At 58.7% G+C, this 20,907-nt stretch carries 19 protein-coding genes; 6 read left to right on the forward strand and 13 right to left on the reverse strand.

Annotation, left to right across the window (positions count from 1 at the left end; genetic code table 11):
- Nucleotides 1–556: 556 nt before the first annotated feature.
- Together LAC65_RS12870 and lysA are read right to left on the reverse strand one after the other, a co-directional pair.
- Nucleotides 557–1,009, reverse strand: a complete 453-nt coding sequence (locus tag LAC65_RS12870; protein ID WP_175540455.1) for a GNAT family N-acetyltransferase — start codon at nt 1,007–1,009, stop codon at nt 557–559.
- The gene (gene lysA / locus LAC65_RS12875) at nt 1,009–2,262 is read right to left on the reverse strand and encodes a diaminopimelate decarboxylase (RefSeq protein ID WP_039379991.1); all 1,254 of its coding nucleotides are present in this window, start codon (nt 2,260–2,262) and stop codon (nt 1,009–1,011) included. Before lysA ends, LAC65_RS12870 begins: the two co-directional genes overlap by 1 nt.
- Before the next feature lie 109 nt (nt 2,263–2,371).
- Here lysA and LAC65_RS12880 point away from each other — a divergent pair, with 109 nt between their 5' ends.
- A complete protein-coding gene (locus tag LAC65_RS12880; RefSeq protein WP_039379993.1) occupies nt 2,372–3,313 on the forward strand; it encodes a LysR family transcriptional regulator in 942 nt (313 codons plus the stop codon).
- Here the strand turns inward: LAC65_RS12880 and LAC65_RS12885 are convergent.
- Nucleotides 3,289–4,452: an MFS transporter gene (locus tag LAC65_RS12885; protein WP_203025482.1), complete on the reverse strand. Its 1,164-nt coding sequence runs from the start codon at nt 4,450–4,452 to the stop codon at nt 3,289–3,291. The two genes, LAC65_RS12880 and LAC65_RS12885, sit on opposite strands and share 25 nt — an antisense overlap.
- Before the next feature lie 291 nt (nt 4,453–4,743).
- On the opposite strand from LAC65_RS12885, the gene LAC65_RS12890 reads away from it, so the two are divergent.
- Nucleotides 4,744–5,370, forward strand: coding sequence for a hypothetical protein (locus LAC65_RS12890; protein WP_039379998.1), 627 nt, complete (start codon nt 4,744–4,746; stop codon nt 5,368–5,370).
- 51 nt (nt 5,371–5,421) lie between these two features.
- Here the strand turns inward: LAC65_RS12890 and lysS are convergent, their stop codons facing one another.
- From lysS to xerD, 5 genes are all read right to left on the reverse strand, one after another.
- Entirely contained in the window at nt 5,422–6,942 is a 1,521-nt protein-coding gene (gene lysS, locus LAC65_RS12895) for a lysine--tRNA ligase (protein ID WP_039380000.1), read from the reverse strand.
- Between the two features lie 9 nt (nt 6,943–6,951).
- Nucleotides 6,952–8,050, reverse strand: a protein-coding gene (gene prfB, locus LAC65_RS12900) for a peptide chain release factor 2 (RefSeq protein WP_104085475.1) whose coding sequence is annotated in 2 segments (ribosomal slippage) — nt 6,952–7,974 and nt 7,976–8,050 — 1,098 coding nt in all. Because the reading frame shifts where the segments join, the coding sequence is not laid out codon by codon here.
- 94 nt (nt 8,051–8,144) lie between these two features.
- Nucleotides 8,145–9,869: a single-stranded-DNA-specific exonuclease RecJ gene (gene recJ, locus LAC65_RS12905; protein WP_039380002.1), complete on the reverse strand. Its 1,725-nt coding sequence runs from the start codon at nt 9,867–9,869 to the stop codon at nt 8,145–8,147.
- A 9-nt stretch (nt 9,870–9,878) separates the two neighbouring features.
- Entirely contained in the window at nt 9,879–10,592 is a 714-nt protein-coding gene (gene dsbC, locus LAC65_RS12910) for a bifunctional protein-disulfide isomerase/oxidoreductase DsbC (protein ID WP_039380004.1), read from the reverse strand.
- Nucleotides 10,593–10,614: 22 nt separating this feature from the next.
- Nucleotides 10,615–11,541 (reverse strand): site-specific tyrosine recombinase XerD, encoded by a 927-nt coding sequence (xerD, locus tag LAC65_RS12915; RefSeq protein WP_104085473.1) that lies wholly within the window; start codon nt 11,539–11,541, stop codon nt 10,615–10,617.
- A 68-nt stretch (nt 11,542–11,609) separates the two neighbouring features.
- Between xerD and fldB the strand changes: the two genes are divergently transcribed.
- Nucleotides 11,610–12,128 carry a flavodoxin FldB gene (gene fldB, locus LAC65_RS12920; RefSeq protein ID WP_071668567.1) on the forward strand — a complete coding sequence of 173 codons (519 nt, stop codon included), beginning with the start codon at nt 11,610–11,612 and terminating at the stop codon, nt 12,126–12,128.
- On the opposite strand, the gene LAC65_RS12925 is transcribed toward fldB, so the two are convergent.
- Nucleotides 12,125–12,541: a protein YgfX gene (locus LAC65_RS12925; protein WP_039380008.1), complete on the reverse strand. Its 417-nt coding sequence runs from the start codon at nt 12,539–12,541 to the stop codon at nt 12,125–12,127. The two genes, fldB and LAC65_RS12925, sit on opposite strands and share 4 nt — an antisense overlap.
- Nucleotides 12,516–12,782, reverse strand: coding sequence for an FAD assembly factor SdhE (sdhE, locus tag LAC65_RS12930; protein ID WP_039380010.1), 267 nt, complete (start codon nt 12,780–12,782; stop codon nt 12,516–12,518). Before sdhE ends, LAC65_RS12925 begins: the two co-directional genes overlap by 26 nt.
- A gap of 226 nt (nt 12,783–13,008) precedes the next feature.
- On the opposite strand from sdhE, the gene ygfZ reads away from it, so the two are divergent.
- On the forward strand, nt 13,009–13,992 hold the full coding sequence (ygfZ, locus tag LAC65_RS12935) for a tRNA-modifying protein YgfZ (protein ID WP_039380012.1): 984 nt from the start codon (nt 13,009–13,011) through the stop codon (nt 13,990–13,992).
- A gap of 55 nt (nt 13,993–14,047) precedes the next feature.
- Here ygfZ and trhA read toward each other — a convergent pair whose 3' ends face one another.
- Nucleotides 14,048–14,701 (reverse strand): PAQR family membrane homeostasis protein TrhA, encoded by a 654-nt coding sequence (trhA, locus tag LAC65_RS12940; protein ID WP_039380016.1) that lies wholly within the window; start codon nt 14,699–14,701, stop codon nt 14,048–14,050.
- Nucleotides 14,702–14,875: 174 nt separating this feature from the next.
- Here trhA and LAC65_RS12945 point away from each other — a divergent pair, with 174 nt between their 5' ends.
- Together LAC65_RS12945 and LAC65_RS12950 are read left to right on the forward strand one after the other, a co-directional pair.
- Nucleotides 14,876–15,607, forward strand: coding sequence for a MurR/RpiR family transcriptional regulator (locus LAC65_RS12945; protein WP_039385630.1), 732 nt, complete (start codon nt 14,876–14,878; stop codon nt 15,605–15,607).
- A 125-nt stretch (nt 15,608–15,732) separates the two neighbouring features.
- Entirely contained in the window at nt 15,733–17,172 is a 1,440-nt protein-coding gene (locus tag LAC65_RS12950) for a 6-phospho-beta-glucosidase (RefSeq protein WP_039380018.1), read from the forward strand.
- Between the two features lie 19 nt (nt 17,173–17,191).
- On the opposite strand, the gene LAC65_RS12955 is transcribed toward LAC65_RS12950, so the two are convergent.
- Together LAC65_RS12955 and gcvP are read right to left on the reverse strand one after the other, a co-directional pair.
- Nucleotides 17,192–17,935 (reverse strand): SDR family oxidoreductase, encoded by a 744-nt coding sequence (locus tag LAC65_RS12955; protein ID WP_039380020.1) that lies wholly within the window; start codon nt 17,933–17,935, stop codon nt 17,192–17,194.
- A 59-nt stretch (nt 17,936–17,994) separates the two neighbouring features.
- Nucleotides 17,995–20,868: an aminomethyl-transferring glycine dehydrogenase gene (gcvP, locus tag LAC65_RS12960; RefSeq protein WP_039380022.1), complete on the reverse strand. Its 2,874-nt coding sequence runs from the start codon at nt 20,866–20,868 to the stop codon at nt 17,995–17,997.
- Nucleotides 20,869–20,907 lie beyond the last annotated feature (39 nt).

Raw genomic sequence — 20,907 nt, forward strand, 5'->3', positions numbered from 1 at the left:
GTTTCAGCGGCATTCCCGCACGCGGACGGGCTAAGGGGCGGGTGGGCGCGCCCCTTAGCAATCCGCGCCCGGCGCTGCGGATAGCGCCCCCCTCCCCGCCTGTAAATTCTTCATTTCTCTTTTTTAAATTTGGTGTGATGTGGTGTGAAGCTCTCCTGCAAGACTCACAGCTATAAAAAATCTAAGAGAAAGAAAAAAATCAGCAGCGGCGGGAAGCGCCAGCCGGGTCCGCCGAGGGAGGGCACGGTTCCGGGATGAGCCGACAGGACGTCGGCGAAAGGGCGCGGTGAGCAGGAGCGAATGGCGCCCGGTCTCAGGGAAGCGGGCGTGAGCGAGGGAACCGCGCAGCGGCGGACGGGGCTGGCGCAGGGCCGGGGAGTGCAGAGGGCGCGGCCAGGCGTCCTCTGCCCGGTCGCCGTGCCGGAGCACAGGCTGCTGCCGCCGCTGACGGCGAACGGAACCAGCCTCGGGGCCCCGTAGCGAACGGAACCAGCCCCCGGGCCCCGCAGCGAACGGAACCGGCGCTCGCGCCCGTGGCGAACGGAACCAGCTCCCGTCACAGATCCTGCTTATACACCCTCACCCGCTCGGCGGGAAACTCCAGCGCTTCGCAGACATACTCCCAGCCGTGCCGCTCGTAGTAGCCGGAAAACGTTGACCAGAGCCAGATACGCGCGTGGCCGCGATCGCGGGCGAAATCGATCACGTGCTGCTGCAGCGCCTCGCTCACGCCCTGACCGCGTGAGGCGGGATCGACATAGAGCGCTGCCGCCCACGGCCAGAGATCCTGGCGGCTGATCAGATCGCAGCGCCAGAAACCGATAGTGCCCAGCGGAATATCGTGCGCGTCCAGTGCGACAAACGTCACCGGCAGATCGGCACCGTTCAGGCTGCTGCGCACGACACTGTGATAAAACTCACGCGTTGTGCCATCGCCAAACGCCTGCCACAGCCAGTCAGTTATCTGACTGGCGTGATGCGGCACGCTGCTGAGCGGCAAAATACGCATCAGTTCAGCTCCAGCGCCAGCAGCTCCTGAATCGTCTGCGCGCGGCGGATCTCACGCACGCTGCCGTTTTCAAATAGCACTTCCGGGATCAGCGGGCGGCTATTGTAGTTAGAGGACATGGACGCGCCGTAAGCACCAGTGTCGTGAAACACCAGATAGTCGCCAGGCTGCACCGCAGGCAGCGCGCGGGTCTCTACCTTGCCGCCCTCCTGCTGGGTAAACACATCGCCTGATTCACACAGCGGCCCGGCCACCACGCTCTCCTGCGTGACTGCCTCCGGCGTGCTGCCATCGGCTGGCAGCACCGAAATATGGTGATAGCTGCCATACATAGCCGGACGCATCAGATCGCTGAAGCCTGCATCAACCAGCACAAAGTGGCGACTGCCCATCGCTTTAACCGCCCGTACCTGTGAAACCAGTACGCCCGATTCAGCCACCAGGAAGCGTCCCGGCTCAATTTCCAGCTTTACCGGATGCCCGAGGTGGTCGGCAATGCGATCGCGCGCGCGGCTCCAGAGGCCAAAGTAGTGATCGGTATCGATCGCTTCTTCACCAAAATGATAGGGAACAGAGAGACCGCCGCCGGCTGAGATGGCGCTGAGATCCTGACCAAACGCAATCACCTGATCGACCATGGCGTCACACACCTGCTGCAGATGCGCATAATCCACGCCGGAGCCGATATGCATGTGCAGCCCCACCAGCTGCAGACCGTGCTGCTGAATCGCAGCCAGCGCCAGCGGCAGATCGCCATACCAGATGCCGTGCTTGCTGTTTTCGCCGCCGGTATTGGTTTTCTGGCTATGACCGTGACCAAAACCAGGATTGATACGCAGCCACACTTTATGGCCCGGCGAACGCGCGCCCAGCTGGTGCAGCATATCTACCGAACCGGCGTTTACCGGTACCTGCAGCTCAGCCACGCGCTGAAGCGTCGGCAGATCCAGCAGGTCCGCCGTAAACACAATGTCCTCACCGCCCGGTTCAAATCCCGCCGCCAGCGCGCGTTCAATTTCACCCAGCGAGACGGAATCGACTTTTACCCCGGCCTGACGCATCAGGCGCAGAATATGAATGTTTGAGCAGGCTTTCTGCGCAAAGCGCACCACATCAAACTGGCTGAGCTGCGCAATACGCTGCTGAATAATGGCGGCGTCATAGGCCCAGAACGGACCGCTGTAGCGCTGCGCCAGCGGCAGCAGATGGGTAGCGTTAAGCGCAGATTCGGTGGTGTCTAACGGACGTGGCATAACAATTCTCCTGTACTGTTGCCCTCATTTAGCCACACCACATCAATTCACAGAAATATCTGTTTTAGCGGCAGCTATGCAAATATGATATGCCTTTAATGGAGGAGCGATGGCGAACATCAACTGGCGGCATATTGAGATTTTCCATGCGGTGATGACCAGTGGCAATCTGACGCAGGCCGCCGCGCTGCTGCACACTTCGCAGCCCACCGTCAGCCGTGAGCTGGCGCGTCTGGAGCAGCAGCTGGGACTGACGCTGTTTGAGCGGGTGCGCGGTCGTCTGCAGCCCACGATGCAGGCGCTGAGTCTGTTTGAAGAGGTGCAGCGCTCCTGGTACGGACTGGACCGGATTCTCGATGCGGCGGAAGGATTACGGCAGTTCCGGCATGGCGAGCTGTCGGTGGCCTGCCTGCCGGTATTTTCCCAGTCGCTGCTGCCGCCTCTGCTGCAGCCCTTTATGCAGCGCTATCCGCAGGTGAATCTGAACATCATTCCGCAGGAGTCGCCGCTGCTGGAGGAGTGGCTGTCGGCGCAGCGCTACGATCTTGGCCTGACTGAGACACAGCATGCGCCATCCGGCACGGAACGCCTCCCGCTGCTGACCTGCGATGAAGTGTGCGTTTTGCCGCCGCAGCATCCGCTCTATCAGCGTGATGTGCTGACACCTGCCGATTTCCATCAGCAGAATTTTGTCAGCCTGTCGCGGCATGACAGCTATCGTCAGCTGCTGGATGCGCTGTTTCTGGAACAGAAGGTTGAGCGACGGCTGGTGCTGGAGACGCACAGCGCCGCGTCGGTATGCGCGATGGTGCGCGCCGGGGTTGGCTTATCGATTGTAAATCCGCTCACCGCGCTGGATTACGCGGCGAGCGGCGTGGTGATGCGGCGTTTCAGTATCAGCGTGCCGTTTACCGTGAGCCTGATCCGCCCTCAGCACCGGCCCGCCTCTGCGCTGGTTGACCGCTTCTGCCACCACCTGCAGCAGCAGGTGGCAGCATTTCCGGGGCTTATCGCCGCGCAGCTTGATCAGACGCGGACCGTATCGCCCTGACCGTTAGCGTTGCGGAAGGTGATGACACACACCACCAGGCCGACAGCGGCGATGGCGGCAGCCGCAACCGGCACTGCCGTCAGGCCGTAGCCGCGCGCAATAACGGCGCCGCCTACCCAGGAACCCAGCGCGTTACCCACGTTAAAAGCAGCGATGTTGAGCGTGGAAACCAGGTTCGGTGCCTCTTTGCCGTGGCGCACCACGTTGATCTGCAGGCCGGGTACAGTGGCAAACGTCGCCATGGCCCACAGGAACAGCGTAATTTCAGCCAGCCAGAGCGCATGGCTGGTCCAGCTGAAGAGCAGTGAGAACAGCGCAATCAGTGAGAAGCTGAGGATCAGGCTGAAAGAGACTTTCCAGTCCGCCAGCTTGCCGCCAATGATATTACCTGCCGTCAGGCCGGCGCCAATCAGGAACAGCGTCCAGCTCACGCCGCGGTCGCTGATGCCGGTGACCTGAAGCAGCAGCGGCGCAATATAGCTGAACAGCGCAAACATCGCCGCGGCAAAGCAGACCGTCATCAGCAGCGACAGCCAGAGTCGTCCGTTGGCCAGCGCACTAATCTCACTGGCCAGATGAACCGGCTTCTCTTCTTTATTTGCCGGCAGGCTGACAATCAGGGCGATAAACGCCAGAATGCCGATAATCGCCACGCCCCAGAAGGTGGCACGCCAGCCAAACAGCTGACCAAACCAGGTGCCAAGCGGCACGCCAAGCACGTTTGCCAGCGTCAGCCCGGTAAACATCAGCGCCACCGCTGACGCCTGACGGCCGGGCGCCACCAGGCTTGCGGCCACTACCGATCCAATGCCAAAAAACGCGCCGTGGCAGAGTGCGGTGACCACACGCGCCAGCATCAGCAGGTTATAGCTATAGGCCAGCGCGCAGAGCACGTTACCGATAATAAAGATCACCATCAGCAGACTCAGCGTGCGTTTGCGCGGCAGGCTGGCGGTCAGCAGCGCCATAATCGGCGCGCCAATCGCCACGCCGAGCGCGTAACCGCTGATCAGCCAGCCGGCTGAAGGAATCGACACCTGCAGATCGCCTGCCACTTCCGGCAGCAACCCCATGATGACAAACTCCGTGGTGCCAATGGCGAACGCACTCAGCGCCAGCGCCAGTAATGCAACAGGCATAACACACTCTCCCAAGATAATTTTGCAGGCGGGCCGTACTGCGAACACAGCACGGTAAAACAGAACGCTTATTAATATTTGAACTGCGTCACGCTGCATTAAAACACAGCCCTGGCAGCGCAACCACCCTGTGCGCCGCAAGGCTATGTTGCCGGCGCGGCAATAATCAGCGCCGGTCCGGCTTGTGGCGCGGTGGCGGATAGTGATAGCGTTGCCCGGTTTTCAGCCGGCGGAAGCGGGTAACGGTCAGAACGCAGCGCGCAGGTGAGCGCCCCACAGGAGAAAAAAGAGATGCGCTGGATAATTGCGCTGGCGGCGTGCTGCCTCAGCGGCTGCTCGGTTGGACACTATGAATACAGTAAAGAAGCTGCGCGCCGGGTGGATATGACCGTTACCGGTATTCCCACCATTCTTGGGGTCGGCACGCTGGGCACGACTATCCCGCTCACCGCCGACTACAGCCTGACGGCGGCACACGTGGCGAAATACTCACTCTACCGGGTAAAAGCCTGGCACCCCGACTGCGATCTCGCCGTGGTTTACCATAAAAACCGGGCGGGCAACCTGCCGCCGGCGTTCCGTAACGGCCACATTGGCGATCGCGTAAATCTTTATGGCTATAGCTTTATCTCTGCCCTGCCGGTCGCCTCCAGCGGAGAGAACCTGGTGAATACCACGCTGGTAAACAGCTGGAACAAAGCAAACTGTGTGGTGGTGGCGGCCAGTGCTGGCGTAGTGAAAGGTATGTCAGGCGGCGCAGTCTATAACGCCAGTGATGACACGCTGGCTGGGGTGATCACAGGATACAGCCGGCGGATCGATGATAACCAAAGCGGAAAAAGGCTGTATAGCGATGTGGCACTCTACATACCCTATGCGCGCTTTCAGACGTGGCTGGCAGAGGCGATCGCGCCGTGATAACTGCTGCCCGACTCTCGCCAGCGGGAGAGAGACGGGCAGCGCCTGCCGTTACTTCGCCGTCGGGCGCAGCGCCGGGAACAGGATCACATCGCGAATGGTGTGGCTGTTGGTAAACAGCATCACCATACGGTCGATACCGATACCGAGGCCAGCCGTTGGCGGCAGTCCGTGCTCCAGCGCGGTTACGTAATCTTCATCGTAGAACATCGCTTCATCATCGCCGGCATCTTTTGCATTCACCTGCTGCAGGAAACGCTCTGCCTGATCTTCAGCGTCGTTCAGCTCTGAGAAGCCGTTACCGATCTCGCGACCACCAATAAAGAACTCAAAGCGATCGGTGATTTCCGGGTTCTCATCATTACGGCGCGCCAGCGGTGAAACCTCTGCCGGGTATTCGGTGATGAAGGTTGGCTGAATCAGATGGGCTTCCGCCGTCTCTTCAAAGATCTCCGTTACCACGCGGCCCAGACCCCAGCTTTTTTCCACTTTGATATGCAGCGCACTGGCGATCGCTACCGCTTTATCAAAGTCTTCCAGGTCAGCCAGGTCCGTTTCCGGACGATATTTTTTGATCGCTTCACGCATCGTGAGCTTCTCAAAAGGCTTACCGAAGTCAAAGGTATGTTCGCCATAGGCCACTTCAGTGGTGCCCAGTACGTCCTGCGCCAGCGTGCGGAACAGGCTTTCGGTCAGCTCAATCAGATCTTTGTAATCTGCATACGCCATATAGAGTTCCATCATGGTGAACTCAGGATTATGGCGCGGCGAGATGCCTTCGTTACGGAAGTTACGGTTGATCTCAAACACGCGATCGAAGCCGCCTACAACCAGACGCTTCAGATAAAGCTCCGGCGCAATACGCAGATACATATCGATATCCAGCGCATTGTGATGGGTGATGAAAGGACGCGCAGAAGCGCCGCCCGGGATCACCTGCATCATTGGCGTTTCCACTTCCATAAAGTCGCGGTTTACCATGAACTGGCGAATACCCGCCATGATTTTCGAGCGTACCTGGAAGGTGTGGCGCGATTCATCGTTGGAAATGAGATCAAGATAGCGCTGACGATAGCGCGTCTCCTGGTCAGCCAGGCCGTGAAACTTGTCCGGCAGCGGACGCAGCGCTTTGGTCAGCAGGCGCAGTTCTGAGATATGGATTGAAAGCTCGCCGGTTTTGGTTTTGAACAGCTTACCGCGTGCACCCAGAATATCGCCCAGATCCCACTTCTTGAACTGCTCGTTATAGACGCCTTCCGGCAGATCGTCACGTGAAACGTAGATCTGGATCTGACCGCCAACATCCTGCAGCGTGGCAAACGACGCTTTACCCATGATGCGGCGCGTCATCATACGACCGGCAACGCTCACTTCCACGCCCAGCGCTTCCAGCTCTTCGTTGCTCTTGTCGTCATAGCTGGCGTGCAGCCGATCGGAGGTGGTGTCACGACGGAAATCGTTGGGAAACGCCACGCCCTTTTCACGCAGCGCGCTGAGTTTTTCGCGACGCGCTTTCAGTTCATTATTTAACTCAAGTGCGGCGTCAGCGTTCTGCGGTTGTTGTTCAGACATGTCGGTTCCTTATAGCCCTGCTTTTAAACTTGCTTCAATAAAACGATCCAGATCGCCATCCAGCACCGCCTGAGTATTGCGGGTCTCTACGCTGGTGCGCAGATCTTTGATGCGGGAGTCATCCAGCACGTAAGAACGAATCTGGCTGCCCCAGCCGATATCCGATTTGTTCTCTTCTGCGGCCTGCTTGTCAGCATTTTTCTTCTGCATCTCATATTCATAGAGCTTGGCGCGCAGCTGTTTGAAGGCCTGGTCTTTGTTCTTGTGCTGTGAACGGTCGTTCTGACACTGCACCACAATGTTGGTCGGCAGGTGGGTAATACGCACCGCAGACTCCGTTTTGTTAACGTGCTGACCGCCCGCACCTGATGCGCGGTAGACGTCAATGCGCAGATCGGCCGGGTTGATATCGATATCGATATTGTCATCCACTTCCGGATAGATAAACACCGAACTGAACGAGGTGTGACGACGGCCGCCGGAGTCAAACGGACTCTTGCGCACCAGGCGATGGACGCCGGTTTCCGTACGCAGCCAGCCGTAGGCGTAGTCACCAATCACCTTGATGGTGGCGGATTTGGTGCCCGCAACTTCGCCTTCCGACTCTTCAATGATCTCGGTTTTAAACCCTTTGGCCTCTGCCCAGCGCAGATACATGCGCAGCAGCATGCTGGCCCAGTCCTGCGCTTCCGTACCGCCGGAGCCTGCCTGAATATCCATGTAGCAGTCGGCGCTGTCATACTCGCCTGAGAACATGCGGCGAAATTCCAGCTCACCCAGCTTTACTTCCAGCGCGTCGAGCTCAACCACGGCTTCGTTGAAGGTTTCTTCATCGTCCGCTTCAACCGCCAGCTCCAGCAGTCCCTGCACATCTTCCAGGCCCTGGTGCATCTGATCGAGGGTTTCAACGACGGCTTCGAGCGACGCGCGCTCTTTGCCGAGCGCCTGCGCGCGTTCAGGTTCATTCCAGACGTCCGGCTGCTCCAGCTCGGCGTTTACTTCTTCAAGACGTTCTTTCTTGGCATCGTAGTCAAAGATACCCCCTAAGAACGCCGCTGCGCTCGCTAAGGTCCTGGATACGATTTTTGACCGGATTAATTTCAAACATGGCTTTTCAGTCTTTTTTGGCGATACGGTGAGAAAAGATAAAGTAACGCATGAGTTTACCCGAAAGCGCGCGCGGTTTGTAGCGGCGCGCGCGGTCAGAGCGGCCAGATATGATCGATTATCAGCTGCACGGAACGGTTACCGCGATACTCGTTGATATCCAGCTTATAGGCCAGCTCAACCTGCCGCACGCTGGTGTCCGGCCAGAGGCGGGTATCAACATTAAACGCGATACCGTCCAGCAACGGTCCGCCGCCGACCGGTTCCACCATCACCTTCAGGTGACGCTCGCCCACCAGCCGCTGCTGCAGCAGTTTAAATTTGCCGTCAAACACCGGTTCCGGGAATGCCTGTCCCCACGGCCCCGCCTCACGCAGCATTTCAGCGGTATGCAGGCTGAACTCCTGCGCGTGCAGCTCACCGTCAGACCAGACCACGCCCTGCAGCGCTTCTCCATCGAGCCACTCATCAATCAGCGCGGCAAAGCGCTCGCGAAACGCGTCATACTTATCCGTTTCCAGCGAGAGTCCCGCCGCCATCGCATGGCCGCCGAACTTGATAATCAGCCCCGGATAGAGCGTATCCAGCCGCTCCAGCGCGTCACGCAGGTGCAGTCCGGCGATTGAGCGACCCGATCCTTTTAGCGTGCCATCGCCCGCGGGCGCAAACGCAATGACCGGCCGGTGAAAACGCTCTTTCAGGCGCGATGCGAGGATCCCGACCACCCCCTGGTGCCATTCGGGGTGATAAAATGCCAGGCCCAGCGGCAGGTCGCTATGCTGACGCTCCAGCGCATCGCACAGCGCCAGCGCTTCGCTTTTCATGCCCTGTTCAATTTCTTTGCGCGTCTGGTTCAGCGCATCCAGCTCGCTGGCCAGCATGCGCGCCTGCGCAATATCCTCGGTCAGCAAGAGCGCCACGCCAACCGACATATCGTCAAGCCGCCCCGCCGCGTTAAGACGCGGGCCAACGGCAAAGCCGAGATCGCTGGCTGCCAGCTGACGCGCATCGCGGTTTGCGATCTCCAGCAGCGCCCGAATACCGGCGCGGCATTTACCGGCGCGAATGCGGCTCAGCCCCTGCCACACCAGAATGCGATTGTTCGCATCCAGCGGCACCACGTCCGCTACGGTGCCGAGCGCGACCAGATCGAGCCACGCGGCCAGATTGGGTTCGCTGCGCTGGGGGGTAAACCAGCCCTGCTCGCGCAGATGCGCGCGCAGCGCCAGCATCAGGTAGAACGCCACGCCGACGCCTGCCAGCGCGCGCGACGGAAAAGCGCTGTCGCTGAGGTTAGGATTAACAATAGCGTCGGCGGCCGGCAGCGTTTCGCCCGGCAGATGGTGATCGGTGATCAGGACCGGGATGCCGTGCGCTGACGCCGTTTCGACGCCCGCGTGCGAGGAGATGCCGTTATCCACGGTGAGGATCATCTCCGCGCCGCGCGCACGCGCCTGCTCCACCACTTCCGGACTCAGGCCATAGCCATCGTCAAAGCGGTTAGGCACCAGGTAGTCCACGTTGCCGCCCATGCTGCGCAGCGCCAGCACGGTCAGTGCGGTGCTGGTCGCGCCGTCGGCGTCAAAATCGCCGACGACCATAATGCGCTGGCCGCCCGTAAGCATCCGGTGCAGCAGCGCAACCGCAGCCTCTATACCGCCGAGGCTCTGCCACGGCAGCAGATATTTTGCCCCGCGCTCCAGCTCTGCTGCGGTTTTAACGCCGCGATGCAGATAGAGACGGCGCAGCAGAGGCGGCAGGTCGTCAGGCAGGCTGGCATCAGCCGGCAGCGTGCGCCGACGCAGTTCTGTAGTGTGCATCACTGTGAATTAACCGCCCCGCTTCTGACCATCAAGCACCTGTTTCAGCTCCTGCGGACCCTGATAGCCCGGGATCATCATACCGCTGTCGGTAAGAATGGCGGGCGTACCCTGAATGCCGAACAAAATGCCGAGTTTGTAGTGCTTATCGAGATTGAGGCTGCAGGTCGCTGGCGCATCCATCTGCGGCGTATCGCCTTTCATCGCCTGATCGAACGCTTTGTTGCGATCGGCACTGCACCAGATCGCCTTCATCGCTTTCTCAACCTGACCGTTCAGCCCTTCGCGCGGGAAGGCGAGATAGCGCACCGTGATACCCAGCGCGTTGTAGTCCGCCATCTGCTCATGCAGCTTACGGCAGTAGCCGCAGGTGATATCGGTAAACACCGTAATGACGTGCTGCTCTTTCGGCGCTTTATAGACAATCATTTCCGGCGCCAGCGCGGCGACTTTTTTGTCCAGCAGCTGGTTGGTGACATTAAACGGCTGTGCGCCGCTGACGTCATACAGCGGGCCCTGAATCATATGTTTGCCATCTTCAGTAATGTAAATCACGCCGCTTTCCGTCAGCACGGTTTTCATGCCCGGCAGCGGCGAGGGCTGGATCTCAGCCTGCTGCAGACCCACTTTTTTCAGCGTCTGCTGAATAGCGCTGTCATCAGCCTGTGCCAGAGCGGAAAAGGCGCTGACCAGCAGCGCCAGAACGGTAAACTGTTTTTTCATCATAAATCCTTGTTGCCGCTGCTCAGGCGCGCGGATGGTGCTGTTGATGTAACTGACGCAGCCGCTCGGTGGCAACATGCGTATAAATCTGGGTGGTCGACAGGTCACTGTGGCCCAGTAGCATCTGTACGACGCGCAAATCAGCGCCGTGGTTCAGTAAATGTGTGGCAAATGCATGCCGCAGCACGTGCGGTGACAGTTTATCGCTGTCGATACCCGCCAGCGTCGCGTAGTGCTTGATGCGGTGCCAGAAGGTCTGACGCGTCATCTGCTGCGCGCGCTGGCTGGGAAACAGAACGTCCAGCGTCTGTCCGTTTAGCAGCCACGGCCGGCCATATTCCATATAGTGCTCTAACCAGTGGATCGCTTCTTCACCTAATGGCACCAGCCGCTCTTTATTACCTTTACCGATAACGCGCACCACTCCCTGCCGCAGGCTGACATCGCTGATGGTCAGCCCGACCAGCTCTGAGACGCGCAAACCGGTGGCATACAGCACCTCCAGCATCGCTTTATCGCGCAGCTCCAGCGGAATATCTGTGGCCGGCGCCTGCAGCAGCCGGTCTACCTGACTCTCGCTGAGATCTTTCGGCAGCCGCTGTGGCAGCTTAGGGGCGGAGAGCAGCGCGCTGGGATCGTCACTGCGCAGCTTTTCACGGTAGAGATACTGAAACAGCCGGCGCATGGCGCTCAGCGTGCGGGCTGAACTGGTGGCCTTATAGCCACCTTCAATACGCTCGGCAAGAAACTGCTGCAGATCCAGCGCCTGCAGCGTCAGCAGCGTCAGATTGTGATGCTGCAGCCATGCGGTGAGGGTTTGCAGATCCTGACGATAAGAGGCCAGCGTATTTTGCGCCAGATTACGCTCCAGCCAGAGCGCATCAAGAAACTGTTCAATCAGATCGCTATCCTGCACGTTATCCTCTCGCCAGTGTGAAATCGTGCTCATTATGCCTTAAAGCAGAGGGGTTCTGGTACAATTGCGCCAGAGTGAGTTTCATACAGAACATTAACCGCATGAATATCGGACTTTTTTACGGTTCAAGTACCTGTTACACCGAGATGGCAGCGGAAAAAATCCGCGACTTTATTGGTGAAGAGCTGGTGACGCTGCACAACCTCAAAGATGATGACCCCTCGCTGATGGAGCAGTATGACCTGCTGATCCTCGGTATTCCAACCTGGGATTTTGGCGAGCTGCAGGAGGACTGGGAAGCGGTATGGCCGCAGCTGCCGGGACTTAACCTGCAGGGGAAAATTGTGGCGCTGTACGGTATGGGCGACCAGATTGAGTACAGCGAGTGGTTTCTTGATGCGCTGGGCATGCTGCACGAACTGCTGCTGCCGATGGGCGTACAGTTTGTCGGCTACTGGCCGCTGGAGGGGTATACCTTTACCAGCCGCAAGCCGCTGACCGCTGACGGCACACAGTTTGTAGGTCTGGCGCTGGATGATGTTAACCAGTTTGAGCAGAGCGACGAGCGTATTGAGCAGTGGTGCGAGCAGATTCTCACGGAAACAGCTGACCGGCTTTAACGCTGGTCTGCCGCGCCACTGAGCGCGTCCTGCGCGCGCAGCTGCCGCCAGCTGCGCATCGTCATGGCGTCCTGCATCAGCCAGAAACGCCAGCGCTGGCCCTGCGCATTCTGCAGGGTCAGCAGCACGCCCCACGGCTGCCATTGCGCCGTCCGGGCGGTATACCAGCGGGTTCCCTGCCAGCCCCAGCTTCCCTGAACATCCCGCGTCAGCTCGCCGCAGCGTTGCCGTAAGCGTCGCTCAGTGCGCCAGCTTTCCGCCAGCACCGCGACGGAAAGCAGCGCCTGCAGCACATGCCACTCCGCAGGCCAGACGAACAGCAGCAGCGTCACGCAGCTGAAACCCGCCGCCAGATTTGCCAGCCGGGCGCTGCGTGAAGGACGCAGGCTACATTGCCACCGGACCGCGTTCACGGTTGCGCTGCTGGATCAGTTTTACCATGCGCTTAAACTCGGGATCCGCGGGCTCGCCGTGGTCCATCATCCAGTTAAACAGATCCGGATCGTCACTCTTCAGTAAAGCAACAAACACCCGCTTATCTTCATCACTCAGCGAATCATACTCATAGTGAAAAAAAGGCATAATGGAGACATCAAGCTCAAGCATGCCCCGACGGCAGGCCCACTTAACGCGTGATTTATCATGAATATCCATGTGTCGTGTTCCACGGCTGTAAACAGTGGGGTCAGTGTACCTGCTTTTTTTACCTGCTGCAGGCTGAGTGCTGTTTCCTGCGCAGGATTACGCAAAGCGGCAGGCTGTGTTGCCGCATCATCACGCGATTTGTGCGCCCGGTTCCGTAAACAGTTTGCATTGCCCCGCTGCTCTTTTAACATTGAACAAACAACTCCGGACAAACTTGATTAATCAGGATGGACACATGCCGATTTTTACCCTCCCTCCCCGCCAGCCTGTCGCTGCGGCACGCCTGCCCCTGACGCTGATGTCGCTTGATGAGTGGGCGCTGGTGGCGGTACAGGGCAAAGACAGCACCAGCTATCTGCAGGGACAGCTGACGCTGGATGTCGCAACGCTGACCAGTGAGCAGCATCGTCAGGCTGCCCACTGCGACGCCAAAGGCAAAATGTGGAGCAACCTGCGTCTGTTTCATCGCGGCGAGGGATACGCTTATCTGGTGCGCCGCAGCCTGCGTGACCAGCAGATTGCTGAACTGAAAAAATATGCGGTGTTTGCCAAAGTGACCATCGAAGCTGACGATGAAGCTGTCGTACTGGGCGTTGCCGGCTTTCAGGCGCGTGCGGCACTGACGAATCTGTTTGCCACGCTGCCGGATGCCGCGCATGCGGTAGTGCAGCAGGATGAGAGCACGCTGCTGTGGCTGGATCAGCCTGCGGAACGTTTTGTCGTGATTACTACCCCCGCCAAAGCGGAAGCGATTAAAGCGGCACTGGAGGGTGAGGCGCAGTTCAACGACAGCAGGCAGTGGCTGGCGCTGGATATCGAAGCGGGTATTCCGGTTATCGATAGCGCTACCAGCGCCCAGCTGATCCCGCAGGCCACCAACCTGCAGGCGCTGGATGCAATCAGCTTTAAGAAAGGTTGCTATACCGGTCAGGAGATGGTCGCGCGGGCGAAGTTCCGCGGTGCCAACAAGCGTGCCCTGTTCTGGCTGGCGGGTAGCGCCGGTAAAGTACCGGAAGCGGGGAGTTCAATGGAGCTGCAGATGGGCGATCGCTGGCGGCGTACCGGCACGGTACTGTGTGCGGTACAGCTTGAGGATGGCAGCGTCTGGGTGCAGATGGTGATGAATAACGATCCGGAACCAGATGCGATCCTGCGTGCTGAAGGCGATGAAGGTGGTGAACTCACCATTCAGCCACTGCCTTACGCGCTGGACGCGTAAGAGGCACAGAGCGGGAGGCCGTCCGGCGTCCCGCTGCAATGCGCATAAAGCCCGTTTATTTCACATAAAAGTAGATGGCGCAGAAGTGCAGCACGCTGCCGCCGAGTACAAAGCCGTGCCAGATCGCATGGTTAAAGGGTATCCGGCGCGACACGTAAAAAATCACGCCCAGGGAGTAGACCACGCCTCCCGCCGCCAGCAGCCAGACGCCTCCGGCGGAAAGCCGCATCGCCAGCTGATAGATCACCACCAGCGACAGCCACCCCATGCTGAGATAGGTCACCAGCGACAGCACCTTAAAACGGTGCGCAATTGTCAGCTTAAAAATGATGCCCGCCAGCGCCAGACTCCAGATCACCACCATCAGTCCGTGTGCCAGCGGCGATTTCAGCCCGACCAGCAAAAACGGCGTATAGGTGCCGGCGATCAGCAGATAGATAGCGCAGTGATCAAATTTCTTCAGCCATGGCCGGGCGCGCTGATGCGTAATGGCGTGATAGAGCGTAGAGGCGAGATAGAGCAGAATCATGCTGCCGCCATAGAGGCTGTAGCTGGTGATAGCAGTGATGCTCGCCTGCGTTTCCACTGCCTGCGTCAGCAGCAGCACCAGACCGATAATACCAAACAGGCAGCCAACGCCATGGCTGACGCTGTTGGCTATCTCTTCGGCCAGCGAATAACCGGGCGTAATGAGTACGGGTTTTACCATGATGCGGGATCCCTGAAGATAAAGGAGCGTGTTTTTTAACCCCTTCAGCCTAACCAGAAATATTTTCAGTGTACACATGTACGCTCAATTATTTCTGTGTCGGGGTGTGTCACCCGGCCTGCGGTGCAATCTGGTACACTGCAGGCTCCTTTTGCTGCCTGAGCGATGTTCCGCATGTTTGCACACCGCGATCTCTCCAGCCTGAACGATCTTGAGATGCAGGTTTACCATTTCATCATCAAACATCCGCAAAGCGTCAGCTATATGACCATTCGCGATCTGGCGGCGCAGGCGGGCGTCTCTACCACCACCGTACTGCGCTTTTGCCGCAAGCTGCACTGTGACGGCTGGTCAGAGTTTCGTATCCGCTTTCGCCTGGCTCAGGAGCAGACCCCGCCTGCAATCCCCTCATCGGGCGCTGGCGAAATGCTGAGTTTTTTCAAAAGTATTCACAATGCCGAGTTTGAGCAGCAGATTGCGCAGGCCGCGCAGATGATCCTGCAGGCCGGGCATATTTTCTTTATTGGTGCCGGCACGTCGGGCAGCCTCGGTAAATATGGCGCACGCTTCTTTTCCAACGTCGGCAAATTCAGCCACCATATTGACGACCCTTACTATCCGGTTATGCCCGGAGTCAGTGAAGGCGCGCTGGCGATTATTCTCTCCGTTTCCGGCGAGACCGAAGAGATCCTGCGCTTCGCCAGTCAGTTCAGCCTTAACCGCTGCAAAATCATCGCCATCACCAATCACGACACCAGCTCGCTGGCAAAAATGGCGGATTTTACCCTCTCCTATCACGTGCCGCAGATCACGCTGGCCGGGCAGCACGACATCACCACGCAGGTGCCGGTAATGTACATTATCGAAACGCTGGGACGCACGCTGGCGCATATGCTATCCCCCTGAAAACACCCTGTTTTTTAGCTGTGACAGGTTACATTCTGCACGCGGTGTTATAGCGTGACATTCACCGGCTGCTTGTTACACTGCGGGAAATTCTGTTTTCACCCGACGTATGATGAGGCTGAACAATGCGTGATGATTTGCAGTTACCACATGGGTTTCTCTGGGGCGGTGCAGTAGCCGCGCATCAGGTTGAAGGCGGCTGGGATCAGGACGGCAAAGGCGTCAGTATCGCTGACGTGCTGACCGGTGGTGCACACGGCGTTGACCGCGTGATCACCGACGGCGTACAGCCGGGCAAACACTATCCTAATCACCAGGCGGTAGAGTTTTACTCACACTACAAACAGGACGTGGCGCTGTTTGCTGAGATGGGCTTTAAGTGCTTCCGCACCTCGATTGCCTGGACGCGCATCTTCCCCAACGGTGATGAAGCGCAGCCCAACGAGGCGGGCCTGCAGTTTTATGATGACCTGTTCGATGAGCTGCTGAAATATGGTATCGAACCGGTGATCACTCTCTCTCACTTTGAGATGCCTTATCATCTGGTAAAAGAGTATGGCGGCTGGGCTGACCGCCGGGTGGTCGATTTCTTTGTGCGCTTCAGCGATGTGGTGATGACGCGCTATCAGCACAAAGTGAAGTACTGGATGACTTTTAACGAGATCAACAACCAGCGCAACTGGCAATATCCGCTGTTTGGCTACTGCTGTTCCGGCGTGGTGTTTACTGAGCATGAGAAGCCAGAGCAGACGATGTATCAGGTTATGCATCACCAGTTTGTCGCCAGTGCAAAGGTGGTGAAACGCGGTCATGAGATCAATCCCGGTTTTCAGATCGGCTGCATGATCGCCATGGTGCCGGTCTATCCCTTCTCCTGTCATCCGGATGATGTCATGCGGGCGCAGGAGGCGATGCATCAGCGTTACGTTTTCAGCGACGTGCAGATGCGCGGCGCTTACCCCGCTTACACGCTGAAAGAGTGGGCGCGCAAAGGCTACCACATCGAGATGGCAGCAGATGATGCCGAAACCCTGCAGCAGGGCTGCTGCGACTACATCGGTTTCAGCTATTACATGAGCAACGCGGTCGATACCCGCGCCAGCGGCGTGGATGATCCGATCACCGGCTTTGACGGCGTGGTACCCAATCCGCACGTTAAGGCGTCAGACTGGGGCTGGCAGATCGATCCGGTGGGCCTGCGCTATGTGCTGAATTCACTCTATGAGCGCTATCAGAAGCCGCTGTTTATTGTGGAAAATGGCTTCGGCGCGATCGATAAACCTGATGCGGAGAGCTTTATCGCCGACGACTACCGCATTGACTACCTGCGGGCGCATATCGAAGAGATGAAAAAAGCGGTGGCGCTGGATGGTGTCGAGCTGCTGGGCTACACGCCGTGGGGCTGCATCGACTGCGTCTCGTTCACCACCGGTCAGTACAGCAAGCGCTATGGCTTTATCCACGTCGACAAAAACGACGACGGCAGCGGCACCTTTGCGCGTTCAAAGAAAAAGAGCTTCAGCTGGTATCAGCAGGTGATCGCCAGCAACGGCGCCACGCTCTGACCGGCGATGCGGGCGGATGTCAGAGTCCGCCCGTCACGTCCAGCATGCTGCCGGTGACATACGCGGCGGCATCGCTGCTCAGCCAGAGGATCGCGCGGGCGATCTCTTCCGGCTGCGCGCCGCGTCCCAGCGGAATACGCTGCGCCACCCGATCAACCCGCTCCGGCTCGCCGCCATCCGCATGCATGTCGGTATACGTGGAGCCGGGACGCACACCGGTTACCCGGATCCCCTGGGCGGCCACTTCGCGCGCCAGCCCGCGGGTCAGCGTGTCCACCGCCGCTTTTGATGCTGCATAATCCACATATTCGTCCGGCGCGCCGCTGTGTACGGCACCTGATGAAACATTCACAATCACACCGCCCTCTCCGCCGTGCGCCCTGCTCATGCGTTTCACCGCTTCCCGGCAGCAGATAAAAGTCCCGGTGACGTTCGTCGCCAGCACCCGCTGAATCCGCTCAGCGCTCAGCGCCTCTACCCGGCACTGCGTAAACAGAATTCCGGCGTTGTTCACCACTATCCGTAGTGCGCCCGGCTGCTCATCCAGCTGCGCAAACAGCCTCACGACCTGCGCCTCATCAGCAATATCCGCCTGCAGCGCGCAGGCGCTGCCGCCCCGGCGAATAATCTCCCCGACCAGCTGCTCTGCGTCCGCAGCCCGCTGACGGTAGTTGATTACCACGCGGTAACCCGCCTGCGCCAGCAGCAGCGAGGTAGCGCGTCCGATGCCCCGGCTGCCGCCGGTAACCAGTGCCAGATCCATATGTGCCTCCAAAAGAAAAAGGACCGGCAGCCGGTCCTTAAAGGGTCAGTTCATCGCGCTTACTGATATTCGCTCATCGGCACGCAGGCGCAGAAAACGTTGCGATCGCCGAAGACGTCATCAAGACGTTTTACCGTTGGCCAGTACTTATTCGCACTGCCAGCCGGGAATACCGCCAGCTCTCGCGTATAGGGATGCTGCCACTCGCCCACAATTTCCATTTGCGTATGCGGTGCGTTGACCAGCGGATTGTCATCAGCAGGCCACTCACCGGCGGTAACGCGGTCAATCTCCATGCGGATCGCCAGCATCGCGTCGATAAAGCGATCCAGCTCTGCTTTGCCCTCTGATTCAGTCGGCTCCACCATCAGTGTGCCCGCTACCGGGAAGGACATGGTCGGAGCGTGAAAACCGTAATCGATCAGGCGTTTGGCAATATCCAGCTCGCTGATACCGGTCTGCTCTTTCAGCGGACGAATATCGAGAATACATTCGTGCGCCACGCGACCATCGCGTCCGGTATAGAGGATCGGATAGGCCGATTGCAGACGACGCGCAATGTAGTTGGCATTAAGGATTGCCACTGAGCTCGCCTGTTTCAGCCCTTCTGCACCCATCATACGGATATACATCCAGCTGATAGGCAAAATCGAGGCGCTGCCAAACGGTGCAGCCGACACGGCGCCCTGCTGCGTCAGTACGCCATCAATCTGCACCACGCTGTGCCCCGGCACAAACGGAGCCAGATGCGCTTTTACGCCAATCGGTCCCATGCCCGGTCCGCCGCCGCCGTGCGGAATGCAGAAGGTTTTATGCAGGTTAAGATGCGAGACGTCAGCACCGATATAGCCAGGCGTAGTAATGCCCACCTGGGCGTTCATGTTGGCGCCATCCAGATATACCTGACCGCCATACTGATGCACAATCTGGCACACTTCGCGGATGGTTTCTTCATAAACGCCGTGGGTAGAAGGATAGGTCACCATGATGCAGGAGAGCGCATCGCCCGCCTGAGCCGCTTTCTCACGCAGATCGCCGAGATCGATATTGCCCTGTTTATCGCAGGCAACCACAACCACCGACATGCCCGCCATCTGCGCCGAGGCTGGGTTGGTGCCGTGTGCCGACCCGGGGATCAGGCAGATGTTGCGCCGGCCTTCATTGCGGCTTTCGTGATAGCGGCGGATCGCCAGCAGGCCGGCATACTCTCCCTGCGCCCCGGAGTTAGGCTGCATGCAGAGCGCGTCATAGCCGGTGAGCTGTACCAGCCACTGCGACAGCTGCCCAATCATCTGCAGATAGCCGGTAGCCTGTTCAGCGGGGCAGAATGGATGCAGTTCAGAGAACTCCGGCCAGGTGATCGGGATCATCTCTGCGGCGGCATTCAGCTTCATGGTGCAGGAGCCAAGCGGGATCATTGCCTGATTCAGCGCCAGATCTTTTTTCTCCAGGCTGTGCATGTAGCGCATCATTTCTGTTTCGCTGTGGTAGCGGTTAAATACCGGATGCGTCAGATATTCACTGCGGCGCTGCTGGCCTGCCGGAATAGCCGCACTCTCCGCCGATACGGCGGCATCAAGCTTATCGATATCCAGCCCGTGCGTGTCGCCCAGAAAAATGGCAAACAGCGCCTGTACATCTTCACGGCTGGTGGTTTCATCCAGCGTGATACCTACGGCGTCAGGCATATCGCTGCGCAGGTTTACGCCAAAACTCAGCGCGCGATTCAGCACGCCGGCCTTGTCAGCAACCTCAACGGTCAGCGTGTCAAACCAGCTGCCGTGGCGCAGCGTCAATCCGCCTTTCTGCAGGCCGGTTGCCAGAATGCTGGTCAGGCGATGAATGCGCGAGGCGATACGTTGCAAACCCTGCGGACCGTGCCAGACCGCATAGAGGCCGGCGATATTGGCCAGCAGAACCTGTGAGGTACAGATATTGGAGTTCGCCTTTTCACGACGGATATGCTGCTCGCGCGTCTGCATCGCCATGCGCAGCGCGGTGTTGCCCGCCGCATCGCGTGAGACGCCGATAATCCGGCCCGGCATTGAGCGTTTGTGCTCATCGCGGCTGGCAAAAAAGGCCGCGTGCGGTCCGCCATAGCCCATTGGCACGCCAAAGCGCTGAGCGGAACCAAACACAATGTCAGCACCCTGTTTGCCGGGCGCCTCCAGCAGCAGCAGCGCCATGAAATCAGCGGCCACGCTCACGACAACTTTGCGGCTCTTCAGCTCTGCTATCAGATCGTGATAGTCATGTACTTCCCCACTGGTGCCCACCTGCTGCAGAAGAACACCAAACAGATCCTCATGATCGCGTGCTTTCTCTGCCCGATCGATAATCAGATCAAAGCCAAATGTTTCGGCGCGGGTGCGTACGACATCCAGCGTCTGCGGATGAATATCATCGGCGATAAAGAAGCGGGTGGCGCTCTTCAGCTTGCTGACGCGTTTCGCCATCGCCATCGCTTCAGCCGCCGCGGTGGCTTCATCCAGCAGCGACGCAGAGGCGATATCCATACCGGTCAGATCCAGCGTCAGCGTCTGGAAATTCAGTAGCGCCTCCAGACGCCCCTGTGACACCTCAGGCTGATACGGCGTATAGGCGGTATACCAGCCAGGGTTTTCCAGCATATTACGCAGGATCACCGGCGGAGTGATTACTGCACTGTAGCCCATGCCGATCCAGGATTTGTAGCGCTGATTCTGACTGGCCATCGCTTTCAGCTCTGCCAGCGCCTGCTGCTCGGTCGCGGCGTCACCCGTGGCCGGCGGCCCGGGCAGCTGAATATCCGCCGGTACGATGGTGCTGATGAGTTCGTTTAGCGAACCGGCACCAATCGCTTCCAGCATGCTGGCCTGCTGGGCGTCGGTGGGACCAATATGGCGCTCGATAAATGCACCGTTATGTTCAAGCTGGCTGAGAGTCTGGGTCATTACAGTCGATCCTGCATCGGGCTGGGTTACACAGAGGAC

The organism is Pantoea eucrina (assembly GCF_020079945.1).
Lineage (GTDB): Bacteria > Pseudomonadota > Gammaproteobacteria > Enterobacterales > Enterobacteriaceae > Pantoea > Pantoea eucrina.

Coding starts and splice junctions, on each gene's coding strand:
- LAC65_RS12870 (WP_175540455.1), bottom strand. CDS start 1,009: ATGCGTATTTTGCCGCTCAGCAGCGTGCCGCATCACGCCAGTCAGATA.
- lysA (WP_039379991.1), bottom strand. CDS start 2,262: ATGCCACGTCCGTTAGACACCACCGAATCTGCGCTTAACGCTACCCAT.
- LAC65_RS12880 (WP_039379993.1), top strand. CDS start 2,372: ATGGCGAACATCAACTGGCGGCATATTGAGATTTTCCATGCGGTGATG.
- LAC65_RS12885 (WP_203025482.1), bottom strand. CDS start 4,452: ATGCCTGTTGCATTACTGGCGCTGGCGCTGAGTGCGTTCGCCATTGGC.
- LAC65_RS12890 (WP_039379998.1), top strand. CDS start 4,744: ATGCGCTGGATAATTGCGCTGGCGGCGTGCTGCCTCAGCGGCTGCTCG.
- lysS (WP_039380000.1), bottom strand. CDS start 6,942: ATGTCTGAACAACAACCGCAGAACGCTGACGCCGCACTTGAGTTAAAT.
- recJ (WP_039380002.1), bottom strand. CDS start 9,869: ATGCACACTACAGAACTGCGTCGGCGCACGCTGCCGGCTGATGCCAGC.
- dsbC (WP_039380004.1), bottom strand. CDS start 10,592: ATGAAAAAACAGTTTACCGTTCTGGCGCTGCTGGTCAGCGCCTTTTCC.
- xerD (WP_104085473.1), bottom strand. CDS start 11,541: ATGAGCACGATTTCACACTGGCGAGAGGATAACGTGCAGGATAGCGAT.
- fldB (WP_071668567.1), top strand. CDS start 11,610: ATGAATATCGGACTTTTTTACGGTTCAAGTACCTGTTACACCGAGATG.
- sdhE (WP_039380010.1), bottom strand. CDS start 12,782: ATGGATATTCATGATAAATCACGCGTTAAGTGGGCCTGCCGTCGGGGC.
- ygfZ (WP_039380012.1), top strand. CDS start 13,009: ATGCCGATTTTTACCCTCCCTCCCCGCCAGCCTGTCGCTGCGGCACGC.
- trhA (WP_039380016.1), bottom strand. CDS start 14,701: ATGGTAAAACCCGTACTCATTACGCCCGGTTATTCGCTGGCCGAAGAG.
- LAC65_RS12945 (WP_039385630.1), top strand. CDS start 14,876: ATGTTTGCACACCGCGATCTCTCCAGCCTGAACGATCTTGAGATGCAG.
- LAC65_RS12950 (WP_039380018.1), top strand. CDS start 15,733: ATGCGTGATGATTTGCAGTTACCACATGGGTTTCTCTGGGGCGGTGCA.
- LAC65_RS12955 (WP_039380020.1), bottom strand. CDS start 17,935: ATGGATCTGGCACTGGTTACCGGCGGCAGCCGGGGCATCGGACGCGCT.
- gcvP (WP_039380022.1), bottom strand. CDS start 20,868: ATGACCCAGACTCTCAGCCAGCTTGAACATAACGGTGCATTTATCGAG.